At 70.5% G+C, this 11118-nt stretch carries 12 protein-coding genes; 3 read left to right on the top strand and 9 right to left on the bottom strand.

The window, feature by feature from the left end; translation table 11 throughout:
• Nucleotides 1–243: 243 nt before the first annotated feature.
• Nucleotides 244–990, bottom strand: coding sequence for an ABC transporter permease (locus VJN29_RS13900; RefSeq protein ID WP_324144225.1), 747 nt, complete (start codon nucleotides 988–990; stop codon nucleotides 244–246).
• Nucleotides 987–1709, bottom strand: coding sequence for an ABC transporter ATP-binding protein (locus VJN29_RS13895; protein ID WP_324144224.1), 723 nt, complete (start codon nucleotides 1707–1709; stop codon nucleotides 987–989). The genes VJN29_RS13900 and VJN29_RS13895 overlap by 4 nt, the downstream gene beginning before the upstream one ends.
• Nucleotides 1710–1926: 217 nt before the next feature.
• Here VJN29_RS13895 and VJN29_RS13890 point away from each other — a divergent pair, with 217 nt between their 5' ends.
• Nucleotides 1927–3090: a sensor histidine kinase gene (locus VJN29_RS13890; protein ID WP_324144223.1), complete on the top strand. Its 1164-nt coding sequence runs from the start codon at nucleotides 1927–1929 to the stop codon at nucleotides 3088–3090.
• Nucleotides 3087–3782: a response regulator transcription factor gene (locus tag VJN29_RS13885; RefSeq protein ID WP_324144222.1), complete on the top strand. Its 696-nt coding sequence runs from the start codon at nucleotides 3087–3089 to the stop codon at nucleotides 3780–3782. The genes VJN29_RS13890 and VJN29_RS13885 overlap by 4 nt, the downstream gene beginning before the upstream one ends.
• A gap of 87 nt (nucleotides 3783–3869) precedes the next feature.
• Here VJN29_RS13885 and VJN29_RS13880 read toward each other — a convergent pair whose 3' ends face one another.
• From VJN29_RS13880 to VJN29_RS13855, 6 genes are all read right to left on the bottom strand, one after another.
• Nucleotides 3870–5492, bottom strand: coding sequence for a LuxR C-terminal-related transcriptional regulator (locus tag VJN29_RS13880; protein WP_324144221.1), 1623 nt, complete (start codon nucleotides 5490–5492; stop codon nucleotides 3870–3872).
• Entirely contained in the window at nucleotides 5417–6640 is a 1224-nt protein-coding gene (locus VJN29_RS13875) for a flavin-containing monooxygenase (RefSeq protein WP_324144220.1), read from the bottom strand. The genes VJN29_RS13880 and VJN29_RS13875 overlap by 76 nt, the downstream gene beginning before the upstream one ends.
• Nucleotides 6621–6938, bottom strand: a complete 318-nt coding sequence (locus tag VJN29_RS13870; RefSeq protein ID WP_324144219.1) for a hypothetical protein — start codon at nucleotides 6936–6938, stop codon at nucleotides 6621–6623. Before VJN29_RS13870 ends, VJN29_RS13875 begins: the two co-directional genes overlap by 20 nt.
• Before the next feature lie 98 nt (nucleotides 6939–7036).
• Nucleotides 7037–7222 (bottom strand): hypothetical protein, encoded by a 186-nt coding sequence (locus tag VJN29_RS13865; RefSeq protein ID WP_324144218.1) that lies wholly within the window; start codon nucleotides 7220–7222, stop codon nucleotides 7037–7039.
• A 10-nt stretch (nucleotides 7223–7232) separates the two neighbouring features.
• Entirely contained in the window at nucleotides 7233–7853 is a 621-nt protein-coding gene (gene wrbA, locus VJN29_RS13860) for an NAD(P)H:quinone oxidoreductase (RefSeq protein ID WP_324144217.1), read from the bottom strand.
• Nucleotides 7850–9271, bottom strand: coding sequence for an MFS transporter (locus tag VJN29_RS13855; protein WP_324144216.1), 1422 nt, complete (start codon nucleotides 9269–9271; stop codon nucleotides 7850–7852). Before VJN29_RS13855 ends, wrbA begins: the two co-directional genes overlap by 4 nt.
• A 109-nt stretch (nucleotides 9272–9380) precedes the next feature.
• Here VJN29_RS13855 and VJN29_RS13850 point away from each other — a divergent pair, with 109 nt between their 5' ends.
• Nucleotides 9381–9989 carry a helix-turn-helix domain-containing protein gene (locus tag VJN29_RS13850; RefSeq protein WP_324144215.1) on the top strand — a complete coding sequence of 203 codons (609 nt, stop codon included), beginning with the start codon at nucleotides 9381–9383 and terminating at the stop codon, nucleotides 9987–9989.
• A gap of 59 nt (nucleotides 9990–10048) precedes the next feature.
• Here the strand turns inward: VJN29_RS13850 and VJN29_RS13845 are convergent, their stop codons facing one another.
• A complete protein-coding gene (locus tag VJN29_RS13845; protein ID WP_324144214.1) occupies nucleotides 10049–11059 on the bottom strand; it encodes a GlxA family transcriptional regulator in 1011 nt (336 codons plus the stop codon).
• Nucleotides 11060–11118 lie beyond the last annotated feature (59 nt).

The raw sequence follows: 11118 nt of genomic DNA, 5'->3' as shown, positions 1-11118 counted from the left end.
GCTCCTGCTGCGCGGCTGTGGAGCGGCTGCCCTCGAATCCCAGAGCCGTATATGCCGCTGAGCTGGCGAGCGCTCGCCAGCTCAGCGGCATATACGGCTCTGGGATTCGAGGGCAGCCGCTCCACAGCCGCGCAGCAGGAGCACGTGCTGGGCGGCTCGACGCCGTCATGCGTGAAAGTTCGCACCCCGCATCAGGGGTGCGAACTTTCACGATGTCCGCCACGGGCGATTCGGACTGCCCGGTCAGTGCGCCTCACGGCTCAGGGTCAACCGGGTCGCGATCGCCGCGAGACCGAGCGCCCATCCGCTGAGCACCGCTGCCGAGACCCACGGCGAGAGCAGCTGGGAACCAGCGCTGCCGACGCTCGTCAACGCCAGGGCGTTGCCGGCCGGGAGCCACTTGCCGATCTCGGGGGCGACACTCGACAGGATCCCGATCTCGATGACCATGGCCCAGGCGATCCCGCCGACGATGGCGGTCACGGTGTTGCGGGTGAGGGCACCGAGCGCGACGCCGAGCAGCCCGAACAGCGCCGTCGAGACGGTGGCGCCGACCCATAGCTGGGTCAGGTCGACCGGCAGCGTGTGCACGCCGCGTGAGGCGTACAGGAGCGTCGCCTCGACCCACGCCAGTCCGAAAGCCGCGGCGCCGAGAACTGCACCGAGCCCGAGCGAGGTCGCCAGCTTGGCGACGAGGACCCGAGCGCGCTGCGGCGTCGCGAGGAAGGTGGAGACGATGGTCCGGGTCCGGTACTCCGAGGCGACGATGATGACGCCGATGGACAGCATGACCATCGAGGTGAGCGCCGACACGGAGAGCGCGTGGTTGACATGGTCGGTCGAGCCGAACGCCGGCCCGCCGGGCGTGATCGGGCCCAACGTGTTCGTCGCGACCGACAGCGCTCCGAGGAGGGCCGTGATGACGACGGCGACCCACGCGGCGGGCGTCGTGCGGAGCTTGTGCAGCTCGAGGGAGATGAGGCGGTTCATGACCAGGCCTCCTGTTCTGTGTGGGTGGGGTGGGTGATCGAGTGGAAGACCGACTCGAGGTCGGTGTCCGCCACGAGGTCCGCGAGGGACCCGGCGGCCGCGAGCCGGCCCTGGCTGATGACGATGAGGTCGTCCGCGACGGCCTCGACCTCGCTGAGCAGGTGGCTCGAGAGGAGGACCGTGCCTCCGCGGTCCGCGAACGACCGGAGATAGCGACGCATCTCGCGGATGCCGTCCGGGTCGAGCCCGTTGAGCGGCTCGTCGAGGATGAGCACGGACGGGTCACCGATGACGGCCGAGGCGAGGGCGAGGCGCTGGCGCATGCCGAGCGAGTAGCCACCGACTCGGCGCCGGGCCGCCCCGTCGAGCCCGAAGCGGTGCAGCAGCTCGTCCGCGCGGGACGGCGCGACGCCGGCCTGCCGGGCCACGATCCGCAGGTGGTTCCGGGCGGTCCGGTTGGGGTGGAAGCCCTGGTCGAGGATTGCGCCGACGACGCGCGTCGGGTGGGCCAGGTCCCGGTAGCGCTGTCCGTCGATCGTCGCGGAGCCGGTCGTCGACTCGGCCAGGCCGAGCAGGATCCGCAGCGCGGTCGTCTTGCCGGCACCGTTGGGGCCGACGAAGGCCGTGACGCGCCCGGGCATCGCGACCGCGGTGAAGCCGTCGAGCGCCGCGACCTCGCCGTAGCGCTTGGTCAGCTCGTGGAAGGAAAGGGTTGACATGTGGGTGGACTCCTTGGTGTGGGTGCCCGGTTTCGGTGGTGTCGTGGGCATGCCAACCACGGTCCGCCCCAGCACGCGTAGTCGTCGTCGGCCCGGCGGGCGAACCTCGCCGTGCGCCTGCCGGCGGACGGAGCGGGAGCGAGCTGGGCGGCATACACCTTGGGGCTTACTCCTCGAAGCCGATCCGCGCCTCGACGCGCACGCCTACCGTTGAGGCATGTCCCCGCCCAAGCGACCGCGGGTGCCGCGACTCGACCCGCGCCTGTTCGACGTCCTCGTCGCGGTCGGCCTCTTCGTCGTGCTCGTCCTGTCCTTCCCGGGGCCCTCCACCAGCGGGCTGCGGCCGGCTGACGCTGGGGCGTGGGCCCTCGCGGTCGGGCTGTCCATGCCGTATGCCGCTCACCGCCGGCTCCCGTGGGTGGCCCTCGTGGTGGCCCTCGGCTCGCTCGTGACCTGGGCGCTGCTGCACTACGCCCCGTACCCGGCTCTCGGAGTGTTCGTGCTGCTCTTCGGGATCACCCTGCACGGGACCAGACGGGGGTCGCTCGTCGCCTTCGGCGCGACGGTGGCCACCCTCGCGGTGTCACTGGCCCTCCAGCCGGAGGGCGCAGTGGTTCTCGCCGACTGGATCTCGAGCCTCCTCGCCGCGTGCGTCGCGTGGCTCGCCGCCGACAACCTGCGGCAGCGCAGGGCCCGCTGGGCGGCACTTGAAGAGCGGGCCCTGCTGCTCGAGCGGGAGCGGGAGGAGCGTGAACGCGCCGCCGTTTCCGCCGAACGGCTCCGGATCGCCCGGGAGCTGCATGACGTCGTCGCGCACTCGATGTCCGTCATCGCGGTGCAAGCAGGCGTCGGGTCACACGTCATCGACGAGGACGTCGCGAGCGCAAAGGCGGCACTCGGGACGATCGAGACGACGAGCCGCGACGCGCTGACCGAGATGCGGCGGATGCTCGGTGTGCTCCGCGACGGCTCGGAGCCGGCCGACGTCCAGCCGGTCCACGGCCTGGCGGACCTGCCGTCTCTCGCAGCCCAGATGCGTAGGACGGGCCTCGGCGTCACTCTCGACGCACCGACGGCGGCGCAGGTGCCGGCGTGCGTGGAGCTGACGGCCTACCGCGTGGTCCAGGAGTCGTTGACGAACGTGCTCAAGCACGGAGGCCCGGTCGCCCATGTGCGGGTCGGGGTCGACGACGAGCTCGTGACCATCGAGGTGACCGACGAGGGCGGGCGCCCCGATCGGTCGGGACTCGGCGGGGGACATGGTCTGGCGGGCATGCGCGAGCGGCTCTCGCTCTACGGCGGCACCTTCGAGGCCGGGCCACGGCTCGGCGGCGGCTTCCGGGTCCTTGCCTCGCTCCCCCGTGATGCGAGTGCGTCGTGACGGGCGACGCCGCCACCCGGGTCCTCGTGGTGGACGACCAGGCACTCGTCCGGGGCGCGTTCGTCCTGCTCGTGAACTCAGCCGCGGACCTCGAGGTCGTCGGCGAGGCGGCGAATGGTGCCGAGGCCGTCGACCTCGTCAGCTCGCTCCAACCGGACGTCGTCCTCATGGACATCCGGATGCCGGTCATGGACGGCCTGGCAGCCACCCGGGCGATCGGTGATCTCGACTGCGCGACCAAGGTGCTCGTGCTGACGACCTTCGACCTCGACGAGTACGTCTTCGCCGCGCTGCGGGCCGGCGCGAGCGGCTTCCTCGTCAAGGACACACCGCCGGCCGACCTCCTCGCGGGCATCCGGGTCGTGGCCCGGGGCGACTCGCTGCTCGGGCCGAGCGCGACCCGGCAGCTGATCGAGGAGTTCGTCCGCCGGGGCGTCACCGACCCGGGCGGCACCCCGGCGCGGTCGCCGGCGCCGGAGTCACTGGCGGCCCTCACCGAACGGGAGCGCGAGGTCCTCACGCTCGTCGCACGAGGTCTGTCGAACCAGGAGATCGGCGAGGAGCTCTACGTCTCGGCGGCGACTGCCAAGACCCATGTGAGCAGGGTGCTCATGAAGCTCGGCGCCCGAGACCGGACCCAGCTCGTCGTGCTGGCCTACGAGTCCGGCCTCGTCGAGCCCCGTCCGACCTGAGCGGAGCGCCGTCGCGGGCCACGACCGAGCACCGGAGCTCCCGGTGCCACCCTCGCCGTCGCGGGGGCTCGGGGCCTACGCCAGCGTCTACGCCAGATCGTGCTCGTGCGCGTAGGCCGCCGCCGCGGTCCGTGACGTCACGCCGGTCTTCACGAAGATGTTGCTCAGGTGCCGGGCCACGGTCTTCTCGCTGAGGAAGAGTGCTGCCGCGATCTGCGGGTTGCTCCGCCCGGTCGCCACGAGTCGGAGCACCTCGACCTCCCGAGACGTCAGGCCGTCCGGCAGGCCGGTCGCGAGCAGTCGCTCGACCTCTCGCCGGGCCGGCTCGGCACCGAGCTCCGCAAAGGTCCGCTGCGCCACCGACAGCTCGGACGTCGCTGACACCGTGTCGCCGAGAGCCCTGAGCGCCAAGGCGATTCGCACTCGTGCCCGGGCGGCGTCATAGCGGGCGCCAAGGTCGATCCACAGCTTCCAGGCTCGCCGGAGGTGCGTGAGGGACCCAGCAGGGTCGTCACGGGCCAGCGCGACGAGCGCAGCGGCATACGATGCGGTGGCATTGAGCGCTTGGCACCCGAAGGACTCGGCGATCGAGCCCAGCTCGACGGACGCTCGGTCTGCCTCGTCGAGCGCACCTGCGGCGCAGAGGATGTCAACGGCAGGACCGAGCCGTCGTGACCGGGCCACGGGGTCCCGAGCCTCGTCGAGCACGCGGCGGATGCTGGTTGCGGCGGCAGCCGTCCGGCCGTGGGCCAACCAAAGGAGGGACAACCCGGGCTGCGGCTCGTGGCCCCACGTGGCCGCCTCGTCATAGGCCGCCCCGGCCCCCTCGAGGTCGCCGAGTGTGCGCAGGATCTCGCCGCGCTCGTACATCGCCAGACCGACCGCGGGGTCCATCCCATTCGCCCGGTATCGCTCGATCGCGAGCGCAAGCTCGGCGAGCGCTTCCGGGAAGGATGCTCGGGCGCGCAGGATCTGTCCCCGGTGGACGGCGCACTGCCCGGTGAACGCGACCAGGCCGAGCTGGTCGTCGCACCACCGGGTGAGAGCCTCGGTCCACTGGGTCATCCGTTCGTAGTCGGAGATCTCCTGGCAGCCCTCGATCATCGAGCAGTAGATCTGCCCCGCCATGATCGGGGACACCTCACCCGTGGCCAGCCCGACCATGGCCTCGTCGAGCCGGGCCAGCCCCTCGCGGACCCGCCCGAGGTAGAGCAGGGCTCGCCCGGAGCTCGCGAGCGCGAACGTCACGAGATCCGGGTCCCCGCGAGTACGCCCGATCTGCTCGATGCGCTCGCAGGACGCGAGCATCCCGGCGAGGTCACCGCTGAAGAGCCTCCGGAACATCTCGTGGATCAGCAGGTGCCCACGAATGGCTGCGTCATCCGACTCGTCCTCAACGAGTCGTTCGGCGCGAGCAACCCAACCCGCGCCGACCGCGGGCTCTCCGCTCGTCGAGAAGATCATGGCGAGGAAGTGCGCCTCACGCGCCGCGGCGAGCCGATCGCCTGCGGCGACGTCGAGGGAGTGAGCCCGTTGGAGGTAGCCGATGGCCGCGTTGCGGTCGCCGGTGAGGTATGCCGCTGAGCTCAGTGCACGCAGGTCGTCGACTCCCAACGTGGCTGGGTCGACACGCGTCAGATGCTCACGCGCCGCTTCCCATTGCCGGCGCGCGTAGGCCTGTCGCCCAGCTTCCAGCTCGTCGTCTCCCATGGCTGCTCCGTCCCTCGACGGTACTCCGCCGGCTCCTGCCGTCTGGCCAGAAGGTGGCGCACGACGTGGTTCGCGTCGCGCCCCGCCCCGTGGACCATCATCGAGCTCGCCGCGGACTGGAAGCCCAGCCCCATGAAGTAGAGACCGGGTGCTGCGTCGACGACTCCACCGAGCTCGCGCGGCCAGCCCCGGTCGTCGAAGAGGTCGAGGTCGATCCAGCCGAACGTCTGGCGGAAGCCGGTGCACCAGATCACCGTGGAGACGTCCACGGGCCCTCGGCCCTCGACAACGGGCCTGCCGTCCTCGACGCCGGTGACGCGGTCCTTGACCCAGTCGACGCCGCGCTCCTCGAGGTCCTTCGTCTGGACCCTGAGCCGGAAGCCGCCGTGGAACCGGATCTCGTCCATCTCCTTGCGGCCGATCGGCGTTCGCCGGGTGAGCACATGGGCGAAGGCGAAGAGCACCAGCGGGAAGACGAGCCGGAAGCGGCGGGAGTCGAAGGGGACGGGGATCTGGCCCAGGTCGCGACCGGCGAGAATCGTCGCGTGGGTCGCCGCCAGCTCGTAGGCGATGTCGCACCCCGAGTGAGAGGCACCGACGACGAGGACCGGGCCGGGAGGAAGCTGGCCCGGACGGCGGTACTCGCTCGAGTGGAGCTGGACGATCGCCGGGTCGAGCTGGTCGGCGAAGTCGGGCACCGCCGCGGTCCGGCCGAACGTGCCGGTGGCGACGACGACGTTGTCGGCATGGATCTGGCCGCCGTCAGTGGTGACGACGTAGCCACCCGTGGCTCGGTCCTCACTGACGTCGGCGGCACCCGCCGCCTGCAGACGCGCCACGTGCGTACCGAGCCGGACCGGCAGGGCGAGCTCAGCGGCATACGACTCGAGGTAGTCCGCGAACTCCTCCTTGGTCGGGTAGGACCACGCCGGCGCGGGGAACGGCTTGCCCGGGAGGGCGTTCGCCCACGCCGGGGTGAACAGGCGCAGGGTGTCCCACTGGTGCCGCCAGCCGTCGCCGATGCGTCCCTCGCTGTCCATGATGACGAAGGGGCGGCCTCTCCGCTGGAGCTGGTACCCCGTGGCGAGGCCGGCCTGGCCGGCGCCGATGATGACCGTCTCGATGTGCTCAGGCTGGGGTGTGGACATGGCTGACTCCTTGCTGTGGGGAGAGGGCGCGTCGGCGCGGCGCGTACCGCACGCTCCACAGGAGCATCAGCGCGGACGACGCGAGGTAGAAGGTGTGCAGGGCCCAGATCGGGCCGGGCGGCAGGTGGAAGACGTAGACCGAGTAGAAGAGGTTGCCGAGGTTGGCCAGGAGCAGGTGACCGCGGCTGTAGGAGCTCAGGTCCTTGGTCCGGGCTGCCTTGCCCAGCATCGGCAGTACGCTCCCGGCGAAGATCACCGTGGCGACGGCACCGGCTGCGATCGGGATTGAACTGGTCATGCCCTCGACGCTAGGAAGGCGGACCTGGCCGCCGCGTCGGGCTACTCACCCATTCGCGGCGTCGGCCGAGTGGGTGGTTTGACCCACGATGGCTGCGGTCAGCTCGCTTCGCGGCTCGAGGACTCGGCACTCAGTTCCCTCAGGACCTGCACCACGTGCGCCGCCTCCGCCAGCCAGAAGCGGCGGATGTCCGCATCGGCCCAGGCCAGCTCCACCAGGGCCGGCTCGGCCCCATCGAGGTCGCATCGCCGGTCGAACATCGCTCTGGCCAGGAGCTCGATCATGGGCGCTTTCCTAGGCCGCTGCTCGTCCACGCTTCAGGAGGCGGGCGACCTCCGTGACCCGCTGGGCCTGGTAGCGCGCGGCTTCCAGGTGGATGTCGTCGGGCATCGTGCCGCCCGACACGAACGACGCCCCGTAGGGGTTGCCGACCTCGAACTCGATCGGATCCGTGTAGCCGGGAGGCACGATGATGCCGCCCCAGTGAGTGAAGACGTGGTTGAGGACGAGCAGGGTGCTCTCCTGGCCGCCATGGGCGGTCAAGCTGGCGGTGAAGGCGCTGTAGACCTTGTCCGACAGGTGGCCCTGTTGCCAGATCGGGCCCGTGGTGTCGATGAACTGCTGCAGCTGGCTCGCGGTGGTGCCGTAGCGGGTCGGCGTACCGAGGAGGACGGCGTCGGCCCACACGAGGTCGTCCAGGCTCGCCAGTGGGATGTCGGCCACCTCGTCGAGGTGCTTGCGCCACTCGGGCTTGCTCGAGATGACCGCGTCCGGGGCGAGCTCCTTGACGCGCCGCAGGCGGACCGCTGCGCCGCTCTTGACCGCGCCCTCGGTTGCCGCTTCCGCGAGCGCGTGGACGGTCCCGGTCTGGCTGTAGTAGATGACGGCGACGTTGAGGTCTGCATCGGTGATCATCGAGGGTTCCTTTCCTTGGTTGTCGGTCTTGGTGTTGTCTGCGCCTGAGCAGCGTCGACCTGCCGTGGCTGGCGGATCAGGACGAAGGCGGCCGCAAGGCTCCCGGCTGAGGCGAGGGCGAGCGCGATGGCCAGCCCAGCCCTCCCGTAGTCGGCGACGGCCCAGACCGTGGTCCCTACCGCGGGCCCGACCGCAAAGCCGAGCTGACGCGCGACGTTCGTCGACGCGCCGGTGCTTGCCGCGTCACCAGGGGCGGCCGCTGTCATCGCGATCGCCTGGTTCGCGCCGGCGAAGGAGCCGGCCCCGGACCCAACGAGCGCGATGCCCCAGAGGTAGTCGGTGGGACCCCACGACGTGTCGGCCGCGGTGAGCACGGCCAGTCCGGCGGAGAGCACCGTTGCCCCGAGGACTGCCGCGGCACGAGGAGTGGAGCGGTCCGCGAGGAGCCCGCCCACGGCACTGCCCACGATGGAGGCCAGCGGCAGGGCGAGCAGGGTCAGCCCGACCGTCCTCGCGGACCCGCCGACAATAGCGCCGAGCAGGAAGGGCAGGACGAAGCTCGCTGCGCCGAACGCGGCCGTCTCGAGGAGCAGGCTGAGGTGTGGTTGCCGGACCGATGGCTCGCTGAGGCGGTCGATCGCCCGACGGCCGGGCTCCAGGAGTCGCCACGTCGCGAGGGGCAGGACGCTCGTCAGGGACAAGGCCAGCCATGGGAGGCCGCGGGAGGCGGCCAGGGACAGGCCGGTCAACAGCGTCCCGGCGGCCAACAGCAGCGTGGTGCCCTCGACGAGCAGGTCAGGTGAGGGCAGGCGCAACACGCGGTCATCAGCCGGCATGACGGCAAGCACGATGGCCAGCACCGCGGCGGCGATGGGCAGGTTGAGGTAGAACGTCCATCGCCAGCCGAAGCTGTCGAGGATGAATGCCCCTGCGGCATAGCCGCTGACGGCGCCGAGGGGGCCGACCGTCGCGATGACGCTCATGGCCCGGCCCCGCGACGACGGCGGGACCGCCGTGCTGGCCACCGCCGGTGCCAGGGAGAACAGCAGCGCGGCGAACAGGCCCTGGACCGCCCTGCCGGCAATGGCGAAGCCGACGCTCGAGCTGAGCGCGACGAGGACGCTCGAACCGGCGAAGCCGACCAGCGAAACCTGCAGGCTGGCCCGCCACGGAGCCGTGTCGACCCAACGTCCGGCGGGCAAGGAGAACCCGACCAGGGGCAGGAGGTAGGCGAGGATGAGCCATTCACTCACCGCCGGGGTCGTGCGGAAGTCCTCGGTCAGGATGGGCAGTGCAACGGTGACGACCGTCATGTCGAGCATGGCCAGGTAGGTGGCGAGCGCCATGGCGACGACGAGCCACCAGCGAGGTCGCGCAGGTGCGCCTGCTGGGAGGTACCCGCCGGTTGGCTCGCGCATTCGCCTTCCCTTCCGAAGAACTACACTTCGTATGTAGTTCTTAGACGGTAGGCTGCTACTCCGAAGGCATCAACAGAATATTCAGTTCTTCTGTAGTTAAGGGGTCACCATGCCGGTGGACGAGCCACAGAACGCGCGAGGGCGGCGGACCCGCGAGGCGCTCCTGAGCGCGGCACGGCGCCTGGTCGAGGAGCGCGGGTTCGAGTCCGTGACCCTGGCAGCGGTGGCCGAGTCCGCCGGCGTCTCGCACCGAGCGCTCTACCTGCACTTCCACTCGCGCTCCGACCTGCTCACCACTCTCTACCGCCACCTCGGCGTGACGGAGGACCTCGTCTCCTCCCTGGCCCGTGTCTGGGACTCGGCTGATGCAGTCAGTGCCCTGTCGGAATGGGCGTCGCACATCGCCCGCTCACACCCGCGGATCCTCGCCATCAACCGTGCGATCGAGCGAGCCCGTTTCACCGACCCTGACGCCGCCGCCCTGTGGGACCTCACGATGAGGAACTGGCTCAAGAGCTGCAGGCGGCTCGCCGCCTGGCTCGACGACGAGGGGTCGTTGTCGGAGCGTTGGACCGTGCAGAGCGCCGCGGACATGCTCTGGACGTTGATGTCCTGGGACGTCACCGAGCGCCTGGTCGTGTCGCGCAGGTGGAGCGAGCGCCGCTACGCGGAGATGTTCGGCGACCTGCTCCTCTCGACCTTCACCCGCAAGGGATGAGGGGCACCAAACGAGCCCAGCGGCATACGGGCGTGTGCTCTCGAGGTGGTACCGGTGACTCAGGCGGCAGGGTCGCCGACTGCCGATGGCCTTGCCGCGTCGGCACCCCTGGCCCGGAACGCGCGGCGGTACGCGGTCGGTGAGGTGAGCAGGTGCTGCGCGAATCGTTGACGCAGGGTCACGGCACTGTTGAAGCCCGTCTCGACGGCGATGCGCTCGACGGAGAGGTCAGTCTGCTCGAGCAGCTCGCGCACCCGCGAGAGCCGTTGGTGGCTCAGCCACTTGACGGGGGTGGTACCAGTCAAGTCGCGAAACCGGCGAGAGAAGTTGCGCGGGGACATGTAGGCGCGCGAGGCGAGGTCGATCAGCCCGAGGTCCTCGTGCAGGTTCTCCATCGCGTACTGCATGGCCCGGCTCACCCCTTCCTGTTCAGCCGTGAAGTTGGGCACCGGGGTCATGACGAACTGCGCCTGGCCGCCCTCTCGGTGTGGCGCGACGACCATGGCGCGGGCGACCTTGCGGGCGACGTGGGCGCCATGGTCCTTGCGGATGATGTGGAGGCTGAGGTCGATTCCGGCCGCGGTGCCGGCTGACGTCAGGACCTGGCCGTCGTCGACGTAGAGCACGTCGGGATCGACCTTGACCCGAGGGTACGACCGTGCGAGCAGCCCGGCGAACTCCCAGTGCGTCGTCGCCGGTCGCCCATCGAGCACACCAGCGGACGCGAGGACGAAGGCGCCCGTGCAGAAGGACACCAGGCGAGCACCGCGACGATGAGCGCGGCGGATCGCGTCGATCACCTCCGGTTCTGCGGGCTGGACCAGGTCGTCCTCCGCATCGACGACGATGACCGTCTCGGCGTCGTCGATGGCCTCGACTCCGTGCCGGATCCGTGCCTCGAACAGGCCGCCGACAACCGCCGCCTCTCCGGGGTGAGCCGTGCAGACCGTGACGTCGTACCAGTCGGTCTCCCATTCGGGGCGCGGCTGCGCGAAGACCTCCACCGCGACCCCCAGCTCGAAGAGGGTGAAGTCGGTCGGGACGACCACGGCGACTCGATGTGCTGGCATTCCTCGACGCTAGGTTTTCGCAGGCACCCGGCCCAGTGGCGCGAATGACATTCAGCGAT

It is taken from the genome of Intrasporangium sp. (assembly GCF_035280925.1).
Classification (GTDB): Bacteria; Actinomycetota; Actinomycetes; order Actinomycetales; family Dermatophilaceae; genus Intrasporangium.
This window is presented reverse-complemented; position numbering and strand designations above follow the sequence as displayed.

What these genes read in the sequence shown, in the direction of transcription:
- VJN29_RS13900 (WP_324144225.1), bottom strand. Translation starts at nt 990, where the DNA reads ATGAACCGCCTCATCTCCCTCGAGCTGCACAAGCTCCGCACGACGCCC.
- VJN29_RS13895 (WP_324144224.1), bottom strand. Translation starts at nt 1,709, where the DNA reads ATGTCAACCCTTTCCTTCCACGAGCTGACCAAGCGCTACGGCGAGGTC.
- VJN29_RS13890 (WP_324144223.1), top strand. Translation starts at nt 1,927, where the DNA reads ATGTCCCCGCCCAAGCGACCGCGGGTGCCGCGACTCGACCCGCGCCTG.
- VJN29_RS13880 (WP_324144221.1), bottom strand. Translation starts at nt 5,492, where the DNA reads ATGGGAGACGACGAGCTGGAAGCTGGGCGACAGGCCTACGCGCGCCGG.
- VJN29_RS13875 (WP_324144220.1), bottom strand. Translation starts at nt 6,640, where the DNA reads ATGTCCACACCCCAGCCTGAGCACATCGAGACGGTCATCATCGGCGCC.
- VJN29_RS13870 (WP_324144219.1), bottom strand. Translation starts at nt 6,938, where the DNA reads ATGACCAGTTCAATCCCGATCGCAGCCGGTGCCGTCGCCACGGTGATC.
- VJN29_RS13865 (WP_324144218.1), bottom strand. Translation starts at nt 7,222, where the DNA reads ATGATCGAGCTCCTGGCCAGAGCGATGTTCGACCGGCGATGCGACCTC.
- wrbA (WP_324144217.1), bottom strand. Translation starts at nt 7,853, where the DNA reads ATGATCACCGATGCAGACCTCAACGTCGCCGTCATCTACTACAGCCAG.
- VJN29_RS13855 (WP_324144216.1), bottom strand. Translation starts at nt 9,271, where the DNA reads ATGCGCGAGCCAACCGGCGGGTACCTCCCAGCAGGCGCACCTGCGCGA.
- VJN29_RS13850 (WP_324144215.1), top strand. Translation starts at nt 9,381, where the DNA reads ATGCCGGTGGACGAGCCACAGAACGCGCGAGGGCGGCGGACCCGCGAG.
- VJN29_RS13845 (WP_324144214.1), bottom strand. Translation starts at nt 11,059, where the DNA reads ATGCCAGCACATCGAGTCGCCGTGGTCGTCCCGACCGACTTCACCCTC.